This window comes from Haloferax mediterranei ATCC 33500 (assembly GCF_000306765.2).
GTDB classification, from domain to species: Archaea; Halobacteriota; Halobacteria; order Halobacteriales; family Haloferacaceae; genus Haloferax; species Haloferax mediterranei.
In genome coordinates this window covers 236,465-255,459 of record NC_017943.1, presented here as the reverse complement: position 1 = coordinate 255,459, position 18,995 = coordinate 236,465, and the positions used below count along the sequence as shown (strand labels likewise).

General features: G+C 55.9%; 20 protein-coding genes and 1 tRNA gene. 8 read left to right on the top strand and 13 right to left on the bottom strand.

From position 1 onward, the window contains the following. Positions 1 to 45: 45 nt before the first annotated feature. Both HFX_RS16555 and HFX_RS16550 read left to right on the top strand, forming a co-directional pair. Positions 46 to 1,008: a hypothetical protein gene (locus HFX_RS16555; RefSeq protein ID WP_004056122.1), complete on the top strand. Its 963-nt coding sequence runs from the start codon at positions 46 to 48 to the stop codon at positions 1,006 to 1,008. Further along, positions 1,005 to 1,487 carry a hypothetical protein gene (locus HFX_RS16550; RefSeq protein WP_004056123.1) on the top strand — a complete coding sequence of 161 codons (483 nt, stop codon included), beginning with the start codon at positions 1,005 to 1,007 and terminating at the stop codon, positions 1,485 to 1,487. Before HFX_RS16555 ends, HFX_RS16550 begins: the two co-directional genes overlap by 4 nt. 52 nt (positions 1,488 to 1,539) lie before the next feature. Here HFX_RS16550 and HFX_RS16545 read toward each other — a convergent pair whose 3' ends face one another. The 4 genes from HFX_RS16545 to HFX_RS16530 form a co-directional block, all read right to left on the bottom strand. Next, entirely contained in the window at positions 1,540 to 2,232 is a 693-nt protein-coding gene (locus HFX_RS16545) for a metal-dependent transcriptional regulator (protein WP_014732695.1), read from the bottom strand. Between the two features lie 40 nt (positions 2,233 to 2,272). Next, the gene (locus HFX_RS16540; protein WP_004056125.1) at positions 2,273 to 2,593 is read right to left on the bottom strand and encodes a cupredoxin domain-containing protein; all 321 of its coding nucleotides are present in this window, start codon (positions 2,591 to 2,593) and stop codon (positions 2,273 to 2,275) included. A 146-nt stretch (positions 2,594 to 2,739) separates the two neighbouring features. Further along, complete coding sequence (locus tag HFX_RS16535; protein WP_004056126.1) at positions 2,740 to 3,951, bottom strand: ZIP family metal transporter; 1,212 nt, start codon at positions 3,949 to 3,951, stop codon at positions 2,740 to 2,742. Next, on the bottom strand, positions 3,952 to 5,286 hold the full coding sequence (locus HFX_RS16530) for a multicopper oxidase domain-containing protein (protein ID WP_004056127.1): 1,335 nt from the start codon (positions 5,284 to 5,286) through the stop codon (positions 3,952 to 3,954). A gap of 682 nt (positions 5,287 to 5,968) precedes the next feature. Between HFX_RS16530 and HFX_RS16525 the strand changes: the two genes are divergently transcribed. Next, the gene (locus HFX_RS16525) at positions 5,969 to 6,952 is read left to right on the top strand and encodes a deoxyhypusine synthase (RefSeq protein WP_004056128.1); all 984 of its coding nucleotides are present in this window, start codon (positions 5,969 to 5,971) and stop codon (positions 6,950 to 6,952) included. Between the two features lie 47 nt (positions 6,953 to 6,999). Here HFX_RS16525 and HFX_RS16520 read toward each other — a convergent pair whose 3' ends face one another. Next, positions 7,000 to 8,949: a copper-translocating P-type ATPase gene (locus tag HFX_RS16520; protein ID WP_137685704.1), complete on the bottom strand. Its 1,950-nt coding sequence runs from the start codon at positions 8,947 to 8,949 to the stop codon at positions 7,000 to 7,002. 530 nt (positions 8,950 to 9,479) lie between these two features. Continuing rightward, positions 9,480 to 9,908 (bottom strand): CBS domain-containing protein, encoded by a 429-nt coding sequence (locus tag HFX_RS16515; protein WP_004056130.1) that lies wholly within the window; start codon positions 9,906 to 9,908, stop codon positions 9,480 to 9,482. Positions 9,909 to 10,128: 220 nt separating this feature from the next. Between HFX_RS16515 and HFX_RS16510 the strand changes: the two genes are divergently transcribed. Further along, positions 10,129 to 11,007, top strand: a complete 879-nt coding sequence (locus tag HFX_RS16510; protein ID WP_004056131.1) for a universal stress protein — start codon at positions 10,129 to 10,131, stop codon at positions 11,005 to 11,007. A gap of 199 nt (positions 11,008 to 11,206) precedes the next feature. Here HFX_RS16510 and HFX_RS16505 read toward each other — a convergent pair whose 3' ends face one another. Then, positions 11,207 to 11,845 (bottom strand): phosphoribosyltransferase, encoded by a 639-nt coding sequence (locus tag HFX_RS16505; RefSeq protein WP_004056133.1) that lies wholly within the window; start codon positions 11,843 to 11,845, stop codon positions 11,207 to 11,209. Between the two features lie 317 nt (positions 11,846 to 12,162). Here HFX_RS16505 and HFX_RS16500 point away from each other — a divergent pair, with 317 nt between their 5' ends. Then, complete coding sequence (locus HFX_RS16500) at positions 12,163 to 13,191, top strand: NAD(P)-dependent alcohol dehydrogenase (RefSeq protein WP_004056134.1); 1,029 nt, start codon at positions 12,163 to 12,165, stop codon at positions 13,189 to 13,191. Between the two features lie 75 nt (positions 13,192 to 13,266). Here HFX_RS16500 and HFX_RS16495 read toward each other — a convergent pair whose 3' ends face one another. Beyond that, on the bottom strand, positions 13,267 to 13,572 hold the full coding sequence (locus tag HFX_RS16495) for a hypothetical protein (protein ID WP_004056135.1): 306 nt from the start codon (positions 13,570 to 13,572) through the stop codon (positions 13,267 to 13,269). Between the two features lie 208 nt (positions 13,573 to 13,780). Between HFX_RS16495 and HFX_RS16490 the strand changes: the two genes are divergently transcribed. After that, positions 13,781 to 13,864: transfer RNA gene (locus HFX_RS16490), tRNA-Ser, on the top strand. 269 nt (positions 13,865 to 14,133) lie between these two features. Here the strand turns inward: HFX_RS16490 and HFX_RS20160 are convergent. Next, complete coding sequence (locus HFX_RS20160) at positions 14,134 to 14,283, bottom strand: DUF7557 family protein (RefSeq protein WP_004056136.1); 150 nt, start codon at positions 14,281 to 14,283, stop codon at positions 14,134 to 14,136. A 487-nt stretch (positions 14,284 to 14,770) separates the two neighbouring features. Here HFX_RS20160 and HFX_RS16485 point away from each other — a divergent pair, with 487 nt between their 5' ends. Beyond that, positions 14,771 to 15,193, top strand: coding sequence for a universal stress protein (locus HFX_RS16485; protein WP_004056137.1), 423 nt, complete (start codon positions 14,771 to 14,773; stop codon positions 15,191 to 15,193). A gap of 24 nt (positions 15,194 to 15,217) precedes the next feature. Here HFX_RS16485 and phaC read toward each other — a convergent pair whose 3' ends face one another. Genes phaC through HFX_RS16465 form a run of 4 tightly spaced genes read right to left on the bottom strand, consistent with a single transcriptional unit; the run spans position 15,218 to position 18,073 of the window. Then, complete coding sequence (gene phaC, locus HFX_RS16480; RefSeq protein ID WP_004056138.1) at positions 15,218 to 16,696, bottom strand: class III poly(R)-hydroxyalkanoic acid synthase subunit PhaC; 1,479 nt, start codon at positions 16,694 to 16,696, stop codon at positions 15,218 to 15,220. Further along, complete coding sequence (locus tag HFX_RS16475) at positions 16,693 to 17,241, bottom strand: poly(R)-hydroxyalkanoic acid synthase subunit PhaE (protein ID WP_004056139.1); 549 nt, start codon at positions 17,239 to 17,241, stop codon at positions 16,693 to 16,695. Before HFX_RS16475 ends, phaC begins: the two co-directional genes overlap by 4 nt. A gap of 42 nt (positions 17,242 to 17,283) precedes the next feature. After that, entirely contained in the window at positions 17,284 to 17,748 is a 465-nt protein-coding gene (gene phaP, locus HFX_RS16470; RefSeq protein WP_004056140.1) for a PHA granule structural protein PhaP, read from the bottom strand. Continuing rightward, the gene (locus tag HFX_RS16465) at positions 17,741 to 18,073 is read right to left on the bottom strand and encodes an AbrB/MazE/SpoVT family DNA-binding domain-containing protein (protein ID WP_004056141.1); all 333 of its coding nucleotides are present in this window, start codon (positions 18,071 to 18,073) and stop codon (positions 17,741 to 17,743) included. The genes phaP and HFX_RS16465 overlap by 8 nt, the downstream gene beginning before the upstream one ends. 188 nt (positions 18,074 to 18,261) lie before the next feature. On the opposite strand from HFX_RS16465, the gene HFX_RS16460 reads away from it, so the two are divergent. Continuing rightward, the gene (locus HFX_RS16460) at positions 18,262 to 18,921 is read left to right on the top strand and encodes a MaoC family dehydratase (RefSeq protein WP_014732690.1); all 660 of its coding nucleotides are present in this window, start codon (positions 18,262 to 18,264) and stop codon (positions 18,919 to 18,921) included. Positions 18,922 to 18,995: the final 74 nt, after the last annotated feature.

Genomic DNA, 18,995 nt, shown 5'->3' with positions numbered 1-18,995 from the left:
TTCGTCAAGCGAGAGTATCCACAGTACGCCATCTACGAGGAACGCATGAAACGACCCCTGCTCGTGTTCGTCACGGTGCTGCTCGTCTTTGGGGTGACACTGACTGTGGCCACGCCGGCAGCCAGCGTCGAACAGACGAATGCTACCGCCTCGGAACCGGGGCCAACCGTCTCGACCGTAATCGCAGTTCAAGATACGACGGTCGACCAGTCTATGCGGATTGCGGAGTTCCAGTCGCGCCTCACAGCGGCTGAAACGACAGCTTCCAGAGCTCGTGTCGTCGCCGGCGAACTCGACCGTGTGGAGACGCGTCTCGACACACTCGAAACACGCCTCGACAGGTACCAAGAGGCCAGGGAAAACGGTTCTATCAGTCCCGACATCTACTCGACGCGTGTCGCACCCGTCGTTGCCAGCGCTCGGTCGCTGGACGCGCGCGTCGACCGCATACGGATAGCGACCGACCGAATAGACGCCGAAACGCTTCGTGACGCAAACGTCACCCAGGCCCGAATCGAGACCGTACAGTCGAGAATCGACCGCGTGGTAGCTGTTGACGAGGCGGCGGTCGAACCGGGAACCTTCGGCCCGAAGTTCTACCGCCAAATCGCCACTGTGGTTGAGAGCTATAACAACGCCGAGGCTGTCGACCTCGGAGTGCTTGGCTCGCATATCAACGGTGAGCGCATCAATCTCCACATCACCACGGCCGATGGCGACACGGCGGTTGTCTCGTTCCGGATGACCGGGAACAATCGTATCCGTGACCTTCGGGCGGGTCCACACCCTGACGCAACACTGCGGGTTACGACCGACGAGTCCACCGCTCGTCGACTGCTGAACGACGACCATCCTGGCGTAGCCGTCAGTCGAGCTGTTGTCGACGGGGAAATCAGAATCGACGGAATTGGCCGTTACAACGCGGTGAAATGGCTGTTTCTCACCACAGCGCTCGACACGATTCGGGAGATTGCCAGCCGCTTTGGATTGATGGTGTTCTGCTTATGAAGGTCCCCACGTCCATCCAACAGGGCCGCGCACGCCTCGACAGGTTCCCGGCGGGTTGGGTCATCATCCTTACGGGCTTTTTAGCTCACCTCGGACTCGCCACCGGCCTGCTTGCGCTGGCTTACACTGGCAACGACCAAGTGTCGGTAGTTGTCTCGGCTTTCCTCGTCGGTATCGTCGTCATCGCTGGTCTCGCGGCGTTGCCGTCAGTCCTGTTGCTGTGGTTGGGCCGCTACCAGCGCATTGCGGCGGTAATTGCCGCACTCGTCGGGGTTGGAATGCTGCTCATCAACGATGCCCATCCCACGGTATGGCCGTTCCCGCTCGCGTTGTTCTTGGCCGCGGTGCGCGCTTGGGCTGGGGCGGGGCTCGATACTGAAGACCTGCTCCAACTCGACCCCGGGCGGTTCGAACGCGTTGACCCTCCGAAACCGGGACCTAGAGAATCCAGTGAGGGTCCCTCGTCCGAGGAATCCTGATACGTCGGTCGAGTCGCGTGTCTGTCTCCTCCCGTAGAATACTCGACAGTGCTTATGTGTGAGAACAGATAATTTGGCGTGCGGTTTCGGTCGGCAATCGCGGTTGGCCGGTCGCTGTCGAAATGACGAGTAATCCAATCGGGGTTCGTTCTTCAACAGTGACGGTATCTTCTGGTTCGAGTCCTCTACTTGCGAGATATTCGAGCGTCTCTCGTTCCCCTGTCAAGATGCGTTGAACCGTCACCGTCGTTCCCTCGTCTACGGTATCGAGGTGCACTAGATTACTCTCCGTGGGGACATCGAGGTTCGTATCCGGAATTGGGTCACCGTGCGGGTCAGTCTCCGGGTTGGAGAGGAACGATTCGAGTGATGTCGTAAACCGCTGACTCACGTGATGTTCGAGTCGGTCGCATTCTTCGTGGACCTCTTCCCACCCATATCCGAGACACTCGACGAGGAACGTTTCTAGAAGCCGATGATTTCGAATGAGTTGCAGTGCGACTTTCATCCCCGTTTCTGTAAGTGCGACTGGTCGGTGTGGCTCCCGGTCGATCAACCCCCGCTCGGCTAGCCGGGAGAAGATACTCGAAACTGACGGTGGTTCGACACCGAGTTCTGCAGCTAACTCTGAGGTCGATACACGTTCGTCCGTCGTCTCCTGAAGGCGATAGATTCCCACGATTGCGTCTTCCATTGCGACCGTGAGTTCACGGGGCGTCGTCTCTGCTGCATGGCTGGACGTCATCAGTGCGTCAACTCCGATATGGGTCTCTGTGTTTCTGTTTTCATTTCGTTTCACCAGCATCGACGACGATGGTTCCTGCCATTCTGGATTGCTCGTGTGGCAGACAGACGTAATCGTACGTACCCGATTCACGGAATCTGTGCGTGTACGTCTCATCCGGTCGAATTAGTCCCTTATTGCTGTGGTTTCGGGCTTCACGCTCGGAGTCGAAGTCCCCGCTTGCGAAGTACGTCGCGTTCTCGGGGATGCGTTCCATAATTGCAGTTACCGTATGGCTTGCCGACGTCGGGTTCTCCCAGACGACTGTCGTGTCTGTACTGACCCGAAGCGTTTCTGGCTCGAATCGAAGGTCATCGGTCATCCTCACAGTTCGCTGCTTTGGTGTTCGTGACGTAGCCGTACAGCCCGCAATCGAACTGAAGAGACTAGCAGTGACTCCTCGAACGAGCGCTTGACGGCGTGTGAGCATGGGTCGATACATGATACTGAACGCGGATTGGTCGTTCTCTACAGGGTGACCAAGAGATCGGTTGCGTACATCACGACGAGTCCGATACCGAACCCCGCGAGATTTGGTGCGGAGCGAAGGGAGCCAGACCCGTTGATGATGTCGCCGATATCGAAGACCACCTGCAGGAGTGCGCCGACTCCAATGGCAAGGAACAGCGCGATTAGCAGCGGCGACTGAGTCATGATTCCAATCCAGCCACCGAGGATGGCTGGTGCACCGGCAAGCAGTCCGAGCGCGGCAAAGTGGCCGAGCGACGGCCGCTTCCCCTCTGCGAGCGGTGCGACGAATACCGGACCTTCCGTGATATTGTGGGCCATAAAGCCGATGATGAGGAACGTCCCGAGGGAGGCTCGACCGAGGGCGAACGCACCTCCAATTGCAAGCCCTTCTGCGAAGTTGTGAAGCCCGATACCCAGTGCTGCCGAGTACGCTACTGCGAGTCGTGATTGCTTTTCATCGTCAGTTCGCCAGTCCATGATTGCCTGGACCAGTAGTAACGCACCGACAATGCCGAGCACTACCAGAAGTGGCCCAGCATAGTACGACGGTACTTGGTCTGCCACTTCGAACGCCTCGAAGCCAGCGTCGAAGATGAGGAATCCGAGAATTCCAGCCGAGAATGCAAGGACTGCGTGAAGCCACTTGCGACTCATCGTCTGCATGAACGGGAACCAGAACATTCCGAGCGTGACCGGAACGACGCCCACAAGGAATCCGACGATACCGAGCGTCCAAAGCAGGCTTCCCGTCAGTGCTGGTGTCTGTTGCGCAGCGACAATCGTCGTTCCGAAGGTCGCACCTCTGGCAATCATGACGTTGACGCCGTAATCGAACCCGGCCATCCAGTGATAGGGGATTTCGATGGTTGCGCTCTCTCCTGTTTCAAGGTACGCGTCGCGACCCGGACTGGAAATGTCGAACTGCCAATTCGCCTCGTTGACGTGGACTTGTGTGACCTCCACTGGCGGTCCGTTGTTCGTGACGTGGAGCAGTATCGTCTCGCTGTTAGGGAGTGTCGTGTAATCGATAGATAACACGGGAAGTGCTCCGCCTCTCCCCAGTTCCGAAAGCAACGGCGTCATCAAGAACCCGCCAATGATGACACCGAGGATGAGCAGTGGTGCGATTGCCGCGAGCCACCGCGGAAGACCAAATGGCTGTTTCGAGGACTGTACGATACCGCCGTCGGATTGTGGTTCTGTCGTCATCTAGTTCACCTCGAAGAAGCTCATCCAGCCGAGTTCGGCGAACTCGGACTGGTGAGCGTGGAACATGTACAGCCCGGGTTGGTGATTCCCGTAGTCGAGTTCGATAACCCCGCGCTGTGCTTGGCACATCAGTACCGTGTCGATTGTTTTCCGATTCGGGAACAGTGTCGTCCCTGCGTCGTAATAATCGAAGAACTGCGAGTGGGTATGGAACGAGTTCACGAAGTCGAACTCGATCATGTTCACGAGGTGAACTCGCTGTAGCTCGTCGGTATCTATCTGAATCGGCTTTTTCGTCTGGCCGGCTTTCCACTCGCCATCGTATGCGTCAGTCTGCGACGGTGCATAACAGAATCCACGCGTGTTGACGCCGTAGACCTCGTTATCGCCGTTGAAGTTCGTGTCGAACCCGTTCATCACCATGACCATTTCGTCGACGCCGTCGTACCCATCTGGAGCATAGTCGGCGTGCGAAACCATGTTTCGGCTCCGGGCTCGCTCGGCGGCCATCTCGCGGACCTCCTCAGTGATTGGGCCGTGGTAGTCGATGTACTTTCGTGGGTTCTCTCGGACTTTTTCCGGCTTCGGGTCGATGATAATGGTCCCGTATAACCCTCGATGGACGTGCGCTTTCAGCGGAAGCGTGTGGCAGTGATAGAGATGGGTTCCGACGGGTTGTGCTTGCCACTCGTAGGTGAACGATTCACCGGGCTTGAGAAGTCCCGGCCCGTTCTGTGGAATCCCGTCCATCCGCGGGTTGAGGTTCCGCAGATGCGGATGGATTGTGTGGTCCATCTTCGCGGACCCGTTCGTGAAATTGACCCGAATAAGGTCGCCTTCTTCGGCACGGAGTGTCGGTCCCGGCACTTGCCCGTTGTACGTCCACATTGGAAACGTAACACCGGGTAGAATCTCTTGCTCGACATCGACCGCGACCAAATTGAATTCTCTGACCGTTTGACCGTTCTCTTCGTAGACACCCGCATTGAGGTCGTAGTCGTTTCGTCCGAAGATAGCGTCGCGTTGATTCGTCGAGTCACCGGTGTTGAATTCTCGGAGGAATCCGTGCGGATTGAACTGTTGCTTGGTGTATTCACCGGGTGCGCCAAATCCCATCACTTCCTTTTGCTTCGTGCTGGTTGTGTTCGACTGCGCAGTTCCCATCCCAGTGATAGCGGTACTGCCGGCGATTGCGAGACCGCCGAGTACTGCCCTTCGTGTGACGCCCTCGTGGTTTTTCACCGAATTCACTAGTCGCTCTTCGAGGCCCTTCGTGAGTGAGGCCGCTTCGTCCTCATCTGTTGGTGGGTTGGATTTCCCATGTTGGTCTGTCATGCGTTGATTAACAGATTTCAGTGATTAGACGAAATATAAAGTACTGTTCATCTAACTTAATACTTAGACATGTCTAAACTAACAGCCTCTATTAAATTGTGGCATCACTCTATGAAGTCAGTCAGAAACGACTCTGTACTATTCATTTCTAAATTACCTGTAATTTACAGATTCACACGCATACAATCAACACGAATTCAAATCATCGTATCCAGCGTTTCATCCGAACTATCGAAGCGGGGTGTGCCTATACACCAGGTTGGTAAAGTCGGTCCTGAACATACCACCTGCAAGATATAGTAGCGTTTGCAACTGGTGACACATCCGACCGCACGACACCGGTCGACTGAGTGCACTGACTTGCAAACGCTACTATACTGGAACGGCCACGCACTCTCAGACACCGGGATTAACGAGTTTGTCAACAACAAGACTGTCTGTCTAGAATACTCTCAGTCTCATTTTCAATACTTTCTATACTGCTGACTGAGTCTCTATTCACCCTGTGATTTCGTGTTATGGTTCCAATCACCGTTTTCTATATTCACATATCTATACAATACTCCTTATCAAGAATTAGCGAACTGGTTTACTTATGACCCGCGTACAACGGCCCAGCGCTTCCCGAAAGTAACCCGTATCCCGAGTGATTGAAAGCGGGGGGTTGACTACCACGTCGTATATGAATGAAGACGAATCTCACGAACACGTCGTCCCGGGGAGTGACGAAGAACTAACGACGGCGGACGTGCGCGGGTACGATTTCCGCGGTGAGTTTACGTTCGATGACTTGCTGGACGCGTACGCAACAACCGGATTTCAGGCGACACAGCTCGCAGAAGCGATTGATATCGCCGAACGGATGCAGGAGGACGACGCCACCATCTATCTCACTCTCACGTCGAATATCATCTCGTCGGGGCTGCGTGAGGTCGTCGCATATCTCGTTCGTGAAGGGTACGTCGACGTACTAATCACGACATCCGGTTCGCTGACCGAGGATGTAATCAAGACGGCAAAGCCGTTCAAGATGGGTGAGTGGGATGCGGACGAAGCCGACCTCCGTGAACAGGGAATCAATCGGCTCGGCAACCTCTTCGTTCCGTCTGACCGGTACGTCTGGTTGGAGGAATACCTCTATGATTTCTTCGAGGACTTCTTCGCCGAGGAGAAGATACGGACGCCGACGGCGTTCGCACGCGAACTCGGGGAGACGCTCGACGACGAGGATTCGGTCTTGAAGCAAGCGGCGGATAACGACGTGCCGGTGTACTGCCCGGCGCTCACAGACGCCGAAGTCGGGAACTTCCTCTATTACTATCGTCAGGGCTACGACTCGGAGGTCGGCATCGAGATTCTGGACGACTACGACTCACTCATCGAAGATGGGCTGTTAGCTGACACGACGGGACTTATTGCGGTCGGGGGTGGCGTACCGAAGCATCACGCGATTATGACGAACCTCTTCCGTGGCGGTGCGGATTACGTCGTCTACATTTCGACCGGGATGGAAGGAGATGGGTCGCTGTCCGGTGCACCGCCGAACGAGGCTGTGTCTTGGGGTAAAATCAAGGAACGAGAGACGAATTACACGCAAATTGAGGCAGAGGCGACGCTCGTCTTCCCTCTCCTTGTCGCGGGTGCGTTCAAGGAGATAGGGAACTAAAACGACTTTCGACGTCTTCAGGCTGGCTGAGACCGCCACAGAAGATGTCAGATCGACAAATCAACCCTCTTGAGCCGGCGAGCGTTGATTGCGACGATAATCGTCGAAAGGGACATGAACACTGCACCGATTGCTGGTGACAGCAGGATACCGACCGGAGCGAGGACCCCCGCTGCCAGTGGGAGTGCAATCACGTTGTAGCCAGTTGCCCAGACGAGGTTTTCCTGCATCTTTCGGTAACTTGCCTTCGAGAGGCGAATGAGCCGGACAACGTCCAGCGGGTTGTTGTCGACGAGGATGATATCTCCCGATTCGATGGCGACGTCCGTCCCAGAGCCGATTGCGACTCCGACGTCTGCCCTCGCGAGTGCCGGGGCGTCGTTGACGCCGTCACCGACCATCGCAACTAGTTTCCCCTCTGACTGTAGCTGTTCGACTTTCGTGTCCTTCTCTTCGGGCAAGACCTCGGAGAAGTACTGGTCGATACCGAGTTCCTCGGCGACGGCCTTCGCCACGTCTTCAGAGTCACCGGTCAACATTGCCACCTCGATACCCATCGCGTGTAGTGCCTCGATGGCTTGCCGGCTCTCGTCGCGGACTACGTCCGCAAGTGCGAACGCTGCCACAACTTTGGAGTTCTCTCGTACGAGATAAATGACCGTCTGGGCGTTCGCTCCCGCTTCGGCGGCGAAGGCGGCGATTTCGCCGGACGGCTCGACGCCAAGTTTTTCAATGAGGTTGGGCCCTCCGAGATGGACTGTTTCTCCATCGGCGGTAGCCCTGACACCGAGTCCACGAAGATTCTCGAAACCCGTGACCTGTTCTCGTTGTACCCCTCGTTCCTCGGCGCTGTTCCGAATGGCACGAGCGATCATGTGTTCGGAGTCACTCTCAACACCGGCCGCGATTTCGAATACCCGTTTTTCGTCCCAGACCTCCGTGGTCTGGACACCGACGACACCCTGTTCGCCCTTCGTCAGCGTTCCTGTCTTGTCGAACATCACCGTATCTAGATTTCGTGCTTCTTCCATCGCAATACGGTCGCGAACCAGCATGCCGTTCTGCGCAGCAGTGGAGGTGTTGATAGCGACCACGAGTGGTACAGCGAGTCCGAGTGCGTGCGGGCACGCGATGACCAGTACCGTCACAACCCGTTCGAGGACGGTAATGTTGGACCCGACCGCAACGACCCACGCGACAGCTGTGATGCCTGCGACGGTGAGCGCGATATAGAATAGCCACCCTGCTGCGCGGTCGGCGAGTAACTGGGTTCGGGATTCCGACTGCTGAGCCTCCTTGACGAGACGCATGATACCCGCTAGCGCTGTCTCCTCACCGGTCTTTGTCACCTGGACCCGGAGGCTGCCGTCTTGGTTGACTGTTCCGGCGATGACCTCTGTGCCGGGTACCTTCTCGACGGGCCGAGACTCACCGGTAATCATCGACTCATCGACGGAGGAGTCACCCTCCACAACTTCACCGTCGGCCGGAACGCTCGCGCCCGGACGGACGAGCACGACATCTCCTACAGTCAGGTCGGAGATGGGAACTTCTTCGGTGTCTCCACTCTCGGTGACCCGCTCTGCGGTATCCGGCATAAGTTTCGCCAGTTCGTCGAGCGCCCCGGAAGCCTGCCGAACGGAGCGCATCTCCATCCAATGGCCCAGCAGCATGATGTCGATCAGCGTGACGAGTTCCCAGAAAAACGGCGTTGTCCCTTCGAGAAACAGGCTCGCGATGGAGTAGACGAATGCGACCGTAATAGCGAGTGAGATGAGCATCATCATCCCCGGTTCGCGATTCTCGAGCTCCGTCCGGGCCATCGAGAGGAACGGAACTCCACCGTACGCGAAAATTATCACCGACAGGACGGGTGTGACCCAGACGCTCCCGGGGAACGTGGGCGCGGTGTAGGTGAAGACATCCTGAATGAATTCGCTGAAGAAAATGACTGGTGCCGAGAGAACGAGCGACACCCAGAACCGGCGGCGGAACATCCGTTCGTGGCCGGTGTGGTCCGTGTGTGCTCTCTGATCTTCATAGTCAACTCCATGCTCGTGCCTCTCGTGGTCGTGCTCGTCTGCTGCGTAAGGGGGGTGTTCGGCCTCCGCGTGACTGTGCGGATGCTCGGTTCCGTGTTCGTGGGCTGGCTGTTCGTCCACTCCTGCCACACCTACTCCGTCCGCGCCCTCCTCTTGGCTGTGCTCTCCCTCACCTGCTGAATGTTCGTGTCTATCGGGTAGCTTCGAGACCGTCCCTCGCGTTTCACCCTCTGATTCTAGCTGGCAGACACGACAACAGAGGATTGTCCCCTCGATCTGGGGATGAGAACGATATCTCGGTGATTGCTTGTCCGAATGCTCGTGGTTTGGGTGGGTACTCATAGATTGTCCATTGGTGTCTTTCTACATCTTGCTGTTCGGTTTCGAATACTGATTGTGGGAGCCCAGAACGACCGTTCTCGGGAGCAGACGGCGCAGTGTTTGGTGACCGACGAAGCGCAAACGAAAAGGTGTGGTTACGAGAGTCAGTCCTCTGGCTTGTATTCGCGGGATTGCCACTCGATTACCGTCGCAACGTCTTTCAACATCTCGCCCGTCGTTGCGACGACATCGTCGAGCGTGGCGATGCCGACGAGTGCCCCTCCGTCGTCAACGACAGGAATCCGACGGACCTGTCCCTCCGCCATCTTGGCCGGAAGGTCAACTGCTGTCGCGTCCTCGTGAATCGTAAGCGGATCTGCCGTCATGATGTCTTCGGCAGTGAGTTGGGTTACATCGTCGTGTTCTGCGACGGCGAGGGCGATGTCACGGTCTGTGACCATCCCGACTGGCTTGTCGCCTTCGACGACGACGAGGTCACCGAGTTGTTCGTCCAGCATCGTCTGAGCGAGGTCTGTAACCGAGGCTTCCCGACTGGTTGTCATCGCGTCGACGGCGATATTTTTCACTGGCATAGCTATATAGGTGTATGGTAGCACTCGACAAAATTTCGACTGCGCCTACCACCAAGTGAGAATCGCAGGTAGACTTTTAGGCCCGATAAACACGCTCTATCGGTAGGAAGGAAGCTGGTCTGAGCGTATTCTTGAACATCGAATACACCGCTGCACACACGAGATACACATGCTCTGAGCTTGGGTTATTTGATTCTCGAAACCGTAGATAAACGCCAGTATGTACGACGAGATACTCCTTCCGATGGATGGCAGTTCGGAAGCTGAAGCGGCAGTTGTCCGGGCGCTCGACCTCGCTCGAATTGGCGACGCAACGGTCCACATCCTCTACGTCGTCGATACCAGCCCCGAACCACCTGGCTTAGGGTCTTCAGCACGAGACGAATTACGGAACTACTCCGAGCGGCGCGGGCGGGATATGACCCAGCAGGTACAGAAACGAGCCGACGAGAGTGGAATCGCGGCCGTTCGTACCGTCAGCGAAGGCATTCCGCATCGAGTAATTACCAAGTATATCGAAGCGAACGACATCGACCTCGTGATGATGGGGACCCACGGTGAAGCGGGGCGCGGGGAGTTCTTGACGGGACGGGCGACGGAACGAGTGGTTGCACTCTCGGACGTACCGGTGATGTCCGTTCGGGTTGCCCCAGACGTGACTGTCCCGACTGAGGGCTACGCCATGTATGACGACGTCGTCGTCGCGACCGACGGCAGCGACGCTGCAGAACGTGCTGCCGAACACGGGCTTGGTATCGCCGAGCGATACGGCGCTGACGTTCACGTGGTGTACGTTATCGACACGACGACCTACGGGCTTGGAGATGCTCCTCGGAGCATCGTCGGTCTCCTCAAGCAGGGCGGTCAGAATGCAATCACCGATATCGAAACAACTGCTCGCGACCGGAATCTCCCGGTGACAACGACCGTCTTACGGGGCGTCCCAGAGGACGAAATCCTCTCCTATGCTGACGGCGTTGACGCCGATGTTATCACTTTGGGGACTCGTGGCCGGAGTGCGGGACCTGAGCACCTACTCGGAAGCACGACTGCGCGCCTCGTCGGTCGGTCAGATATTCCGGTGTTTACCACGAGCTAATATGAGTATCCACGGACTCTGTCAGGTGTGTGAATCGATGGCTGCCGAACAGCAGTGTCAGCAGTGCGGCGCACTCGTTTGTCACACCCACTATGACGAAGAGACTGGCCTGTGTATCAACTGCGCATCAGCAGTTGGTTCCCGATGAGGAATAGTTGCAATAGGTGAAATCAGTGGTATCGGGTCACTATTCACCCGATTACGACTCCTGTTCCAGGTATGTCATTGCCTCTTCGTCAGTCACTTGTTCGAAGTTGCGGTAAAACTGACCGACACCCATGAAGCTACTCGGTGTCTGGAGACAGACGACCTCGTCGACCATCTGTCGAACCTCGTCTATCGTGTGTGGTGGCCCAACTGGGACCGCGACGATGACCCGATCTGCAGCGGTACGGACTGGTTGAATACAAGCCTTGATGGTCGACCCCGTCGCCACTCCATCGTCGACGATGACGACCGTTTTATCGGTCAAGTCGGGTGCGTCGCCCTCTCGGTAGCGCTCTGCTTTTGCGCGCGCGTTTTCCGCCTCCTCTGCCCGCTTTTGTTCGAAATACTCCTCGTTATCACCGAACCCACGGAGACCCTCTTCGTTACGCCAGACGCTCCCGTCGCTCGTAACCGCGCCGAGCGCATATTCGGGATTCCCCGGCGCTCCGATTTTCTTCGCGACAACGATGTCGAGCGGGACATCGAGCGCGTCCGCGACAGGCCGCCCGAGCGGAAGCCCACCCCGTGGGATGGCGAGTACGATATCCGCCTCGATATCGCGTCGATTGAGCTCCTCTGCGAGTAACTGTCCCGCCTCGGTTCTGTCTGTAAACTTGCTAGTCGCTCCCATTGTCTCACCGTATAGTATGGCCTGTGCCACTATTTAACGCACGGACCTCATTGTTTGTCTGCCTATCGTGCTGGCTCATCGGGCGGTAGCACAATCCCGACGGTTTACGGATACGATTTCCCCTCCGACAGCACGTCGTTTTGTTCTGCCTTGCGGTGAAGCGGATGCTGACTGGTCTGGTAAAACTACATGCGCGGGTCCTCGAATCGGAGTAGCAAACCAACGATTATGTTGTCTCAAATATATAATACAAATAAGAAATAATCGCCATGGTAGATTATGGTAATGCGGAAGATAGGAGTCATCGTTCAGCGAATATGACGGTCGATGCGGCGACTGGAAGGCAGGACGGAGACAAAATGAACGCAGTTGTGTACTCTGAGTATGGCGATCCCAGTGTTTTCGAACAAAAAGAAGTGGATAGGCCGACCCCCAACGACAGTGAGGTATTGATAGACGTTCGTGCAGCGTCGGTGAACGCTGGTGACTGCCATCTCATGAGGGGGTCACCGTTCTTAGTCCGCTTCATGTACGGTGGTATTCTACAACCGAAATTACAGATACTCGGGATGGATGTTGCGGGTCGGGTCGAAGTCGTAGGCAAAAATGTGACGCGGTTTCACCCGGGTGATGCGGTATTTGGGGACGTATCGAAGTGTGGTTTTGGCGGCTTTGCCGACTACGTTGTCGCAACAGCAGATACGTTGGTGATGAAATCTGCTGACGTTTCGTTCGAGGAAGCGGCGGTCGTGCCGACAGCAGCAGTCACCGCCCTTCAGGGTCTTCGGGGTGCTGGACAGATTCAGTCGGGCCAAAATGTCTTGATTAATGGTGCGTCCGGCGGTGTCGGGACGTTTGCGGTGCAAATTGCCAAATCGTTCGGGGCTGACGTAACCGGCGTCTGCAGCACGGAAAAAATGGAAATCGTTCGCTCGATTGGGGCAGACCGCGTCATCGACTACACCCGAGAAGAGTTCACCGAACATAGACAATCGTACGATTTGATTCTCGATACTGCGGCATCACATTCTCTGTTTGATTACAAGCGCGCATTAACACCAGAGGGAACCTATGTCATGGTGGGTGGTCCAGTCGGTCGATTGTTTCAAGCTATGATTTTCGGACCGTTACTGTCTGTAGTCGGGAGTAAGAATCTACGTAATTTGCTGATGGAACCTAACAAAGACGATCTGGCCTTCGTAAAGGAACTTCTCGAAACCGGTACAGTCAAGCCTGTTATCGATAGTCGATACGCGTTAGCCGAGGTTCCCGAGGCTATCAGGTATCTTGAAGAAGGACGTGCCAAAGGAAAAGTGCTGGTAACTCTGGACGCTAATGGTTCGTAAACGGGATACTGAGGATAGCCGAGTTACTACTAACTATTGTATACCGACGCGAAAAATCCGAATCAGTCGGTCGAGTTATTCGGTCTCGGAAACGACGAGTACCTCGATATTGCCACCGTAGGGGTCGTCGATGTGGCCGCTGGCGTCGCGGAAGAGCGCCTGAAGATTCACACTGATTGTGTCGCCGTGAACGTCGGCATCTGTCTGAATCTTCTCGGACATGATGTGATGGTCTTCGCCATCGTATCCGATGTCAAAGCTCTTGATGGCCGTCTCTGCTGCGGTAACCGGTCCACGAACGCCGACATCCTTCGAGTCAGTGTACTCGTGTCCCGTCACGTCTGAGAACGAAAACTGGACTGTTTCTAGTTCGGTTGGCATTGGTGTAGCACCAGATAATAGATGTTGTCGAGGCTACAAATAGATTTATATTTTCTAACCATTTTAAGGCGGAATAATTATTGGTGGGATTGTGTCTTGCGATTCCACGCAGCTGAGTTGAAATTCATGACTTTCAGTAACACACTTCTCCGACCGAAGTTGGTTTGGTCGTTGCAACGGTATTGTCTCTTGAACAACGCTCGCAACTGGTGGGATGACAGAGTGGACTAATGTGCCTGCTTGGAAAGCAGGTGGCCGAGAGGCCTCGTGGGTTCGAATCCCATTCCCACCGCTCTGCGTGTTGGTGAGAACCCTCGCATGTGTCGTGGGCAATGCCCGTGACAAGGGGTTCGAAGGCCCGCCACCCTCGACAGCGACGAACGAGAGGTCCTTCTCTCGAATGAGACGCGCAGTCAACTGTGAGCGCCATCGATATTCGATAACTGAGTGGGATCAGCAGGATGTGCGGGTTCGTGTGTTACCGACTGTACTTCAGCTACTGCTTCGTCGATTCCGTTCGGCTCAGTCCACGCCGTCCGGTCGGTGGTGATGGTCATCGCCCTATTCTGAGTATCCCTCTTGAAGGAATGTCCCCTCAGTCTCGTACATCGAGAGGAGTTCGGCGATGAACTCCTCGTGCGATTCGTCTTCCTCTAAATGGCCGTCTAACCGCTCTTTGAGATCGTCACTAATCTCGAGTGTGTATGTCATATCGTCTCCCTCGGTTCCTCTATCATGTACTATCGCATGCGTCCTCGAAAAACGTTGTTAGTGATTACTATCTCCGTGAATTAACGGCTAGAACTGACATCCGTTGTGGATACACCGGAATATCAACTCTTTACGTTTCACCTTCTAAAGTCAGAAATCTTTTCTATTGTGTATGAATTTCATGGTATGTGAAAATTCATCCATTACAAACGTACCTGTGTAAATGGTAATTACCATTTATATTCGATTGACAGACGCAATTCACAGCCCACTGGTGTAGTTATCTCTGTTCCTTCGCAGTACTCTGCTTGAATAGCCCGGCCTAATCGATAGCACAGCGAAAAATCATGTGCTGAGAACTGATGTATGGTATCAGAGGTTAGATACTATTCGTAAAAACCGACCAGTCCTGCGTTGTGAATGTACCCGAAGGTCTCGTCAGATGGACTAAAGTTTCATATCCTGTGCTGCTAAATATGTGGATACGATGTACGATGATATTCTCATCCCCGTCGACGGGAGTGATGGCTCCGAGCGCGGTGTCGAGTACGGCCTCGATATCGCCCGGAAATATAAGGCAACTGTTCATACCCTCTACGTCATCGACCGGCGAACCTACGGTGACACACCTGCGCTCTCGAGTGACGAACTTTTCTTCGAGCAGATTGAGGACCACGGCGAAGAGGCACTTCAGGTAGTGGAAGAAAAAGCGGAAGACCTCGGTCTCGATGTCGTCTCTGTCTGTAAGCGGGGTATCCCGCACGAGGTCATTCTCGAGTACACGGAGGATGAGGACATCGACCTCATCGTGATGGGTCGGCATGGCCATTCGGAGTTCCAGGTACCACACATCGGGAGCTGTACGGACCGTGTGATTCGGCTCGCAAAAATCCCGGTACTCCCTGTCTAAGCGATTTTCACGTCGAAAAAACGATTAGTCGGTGCGGTCGGATGCCTGTTCAACCCACGCGGTCACTCGTGAGACCGGCACGTCGATGGTTGCGGCAATCTCCGATGGGTCGGCCGCAGCCAACCCAGACACCGACGTTATTCCCACCGAGGCAAGGCGCTCTGCGTATGTGGGACCAATACCGTCGATGGATTCGAGTTCTTCAGGGGCGGTTTCGTTCGCCTCTACCGCCTGTGGTTCGAGTTCTTCTTCGGTGGTCTCGTTCGACTCTACCACCTGTGGTTCAGGCTCTTCGGCGACAGTTTCGTTCGACGCTGCCGCCTGTGGTTTGAGTCCCTCATCGGGGGTCTCGTCCGTTTCTTCCGCCTGCGAGTCTGGTCTGGTCTCTTCCGTCTCTGAGTCAGGTGTCTCATCTGTTCCTGTCTCTGAACGTTCGGCGAACCAGTCACTCACGGCCGGCCAGAGGTCTCCGTGCGAGCGCGACGAGACGGAAAGCCCGATGTGGCCAGTCGCGCCTTCGATAACCTCCGTATCCTCGCTCGGAACGAGGTCGTTGAACGGTTTACTCGCCTCCGGTGGGATGAGGTGGTCGTACTCCCCGACAATCTGGAGGATGGGCATCTCGAGTCGTTCGAGGTCGACCTGCTTCCCGTCGAGCATGAGTTCGTTCTGAGCGAGCTTGTTCTGCTGGTAGACGTCCTCCAAGAACTGCTTGTAGGTCTCGCCCGCGACGTCGATACCGTCAGAGAGCCACTGCTCCATCCGAGAGAAGTTCTCTACGAAGGACTCGTTCTCGACGTTCTCGAACAACCGGACGTACTTGGTTACGAAGTTCTCGACAGGGTCCATCAGTGCGAAGCCCACGTCGAGGAACTCCGAAGGAACGTTTCCAAACGCATCGGTCACGGCCTTGGGTGAGTAGTACTGCTCGTCACCCCAGCGCTCGAGGACTCCGCCCGTGTCATCGAAGACGAGTCCCGCGGCCATCAGACCGAGGTTCCTGACCTTCTCGGGGAAGAGCGCAGCGTACATCACGCTCATCGTCCCGCCCATGCAGTACCCGAGAAGGTTAATCGAGTCCTGCCCCGAGCGGTCGCGAACGATGTCGACGCAGTTGTCGATGTACCGAGTCACGTAGTCATCGAGCGTGAGGTGGGTGTCGAGCCGTGACGGCTCGCCCCAATCGATGAGGTAGACGTCGAACCCTTGTTCGAGGAGCGTCTGAACGACACTCCGGTCGGGTTGGAGGTCGAGAATGTACGGCCGGTTAATGAGTGCGTACACGATGAGAATGGGCACATCGTACTGTGTCTCCGTCTTCGATTCGTAGTGGAGGAGTCTGAGTTTATTCTCCTTGTAGACGACTTCGTTTGGGGTTTTGCCGACCGATACCTCCGACACGGTTTCGGCACGGTCAGAGGCAGCGCTAGTCCGGTCGACGAGTTCCGCAGCTTGCTCCCACTGTCGGCGCTGCAAGTCCAAGGCGAAGGTTACTGGTGTCATCCCTCCACGTCCATCGCATCGAGGAGCCGGTCGAGCTTCGTCTCGACGGCGTGCTGTCTCCGTTCGAGTTCGACGAGGCGCTCTGCGACTTCGTCGATGTCTCCCTCTGTGGCGAACCCGAGCGTGCGCAGTGTCGACTGCGCGGCTTCGTCGACTTCCCGCTGCATTTCGAGTGCGTCTTCGACTGTCTGTCCGGTCGCGGCGGCGAACGCGGAGGTACCCATCACCTCCTTGAATGCCTCGTTCGCCGAGTTCAACCAGATATCGCGGAACTCGTTGGCAGATACATCCTCGCCCTCGAAGGCGTCGCTCGCTCGCTCGAACTGCTGTTCGGCGGCGTTCATCCACACCTCGTAGGCGCGAGCGTAGCCGTTGAGGCCCTCGCTTATCGTCTCCGTGGACATCTCGGGTGTCTCCTCAAGCGCGTCGAGCCACGACTCGACGAACTGTGTCTGTGCCTCGACGTTTCGTTCGAGTGCCGCAAGCATCGTCTCGTTCATCTCTGCTGCATACATCGTCCACTCGTCCCCTTTTTGTTGTGACATGGGCATATACTCTCGGGCGGGCTAAAATAGTTAACCGACAGACTACTCCGGCGTGTCTGGTGTGACCTGTGCAGAGGTCTCCTCTATCTCCTGTAGGCCTTCGAGGTAAACCTCAGTCGCGTCGTCTAGGTATTCCAGGGACTGCTCCATGATTTCGTCCATGGCGTCTGCGTTCTCCTCGAAGCTTTCTTCCATGACATCCCAGGTCTGTTCGGTCATCTCGTCGATACTGTCGAACTGCTCGTCCATCGCGTCCTTCACGTCCGCGTACATCCGGTTGTCTCCCGGCACCGACGAGTCCATCATCTCGAAGTATGACTTGACCGCGGTCCGAGCGAAGTCAGTTCCCTTCCGGCTAACTGACTGTTGGGCCTTCATACCATCGACCATCATGCGCGTTACCTGCTTTTGGAACTCGATACCTTGGTGCATGCTCCGCTGACTCTGCTCGATGGAGCGACGCTGTAACTGGAAGAACTGCGTGAATGGGTTGGCTTGTTCACTCATTTGAATCACCACGTGATTGTTTGATTGGGACGACGAACGCCTGAACGAGGTCTCCTTCCTCGATGTCGAGGGCATCGCGCTCAGCGTCGGGGATGCTGATGCGCCCCCCACTCTGCACGCGCGTTTTGAAGACCGCGGTTTGGAGACTCATCGATCCGAGGTCGGGGAAGTCACCCATCGAAGGGCTGTCTGAAACACCCGTACCCGCTGTCATCAGTTGTTCGAACAGACGGAGTTGTTGTTGGGTGAACTCTTCGCTGGCTTTCTGCATCTGTGATGCGAACAGCGCCGGCGGCCACCTCGCATCGTTTGAGTCGTTCGTCATCTCCTAACTCGGTGTTGTACCTGCAGTAACATATATGTTCCCTTCGACACCATTTAGTGGTATCAGATGGTATCGTATGGTGTAGAAGCCGGCAAAAATCCCCTGCCTGGCACTCAGTAGACGATTGTGAACACATACCGAAGTACATAAGTTGGGCGGGTGCAGAGCCGCAGTAACGACCTTATAAGATGACTCGTGAGAACACCGCCACGAACCGAAAGACACCCTCCTCATCGACGGGGATGCAACAACTGACTTCAGCATGGCTTCGCGCCTCTGGCCACCTCGCGAACAGCGTCCTTGAGGCGAATCGAGCGACACTCGCAGCCTTAGGTCTCAGTGATGGTGACCAGAGCGGCGAGGTCGAACTGGAGCCGAGCGTAGAGAGCGTTGCCTACGACGACTCGGACTGGACGGAGACGAGGACTGTCGACGCCTCTGAGAACATCAATCCAGGTGACACCGTCACCTTCTCGAAGACAATCTCCGACGAGGATGTCCGTGCGTTCGCGAAGGTGAGCGGCGACACGAATCGACTCCACCTTGACGAAACGTTCGCAGAAGGGACTCGATTCGGCGGTCGCATTGTCCACGGAACTCTTGTTTCGGGACTCATCAGCGCGGCCCTGGCTCGCCTTCCCGGCGTTACTGTCTATCTCTCTCAGGACATGCGGTTCCTGAATCCTGTGCAAATCGGCTCTCGGCTCACTGCCGAAGTCGAAGTCGTTGAGGCGCTGGCTGAGGACCGTTTCCGCCTGTCGACGACGGTTACGAACGCCGATGGTGAAGCCGTTATCGAGGGCGAGGCCGTCGTACTCGTCGACTCGGCACCGGACCATGTGGAGTAATTTCACGAACGGTCAGGTGCTATATTCTACAGGCGGGAACGGTCAGGTGCTATATTCTACAGGCGGAATAGACC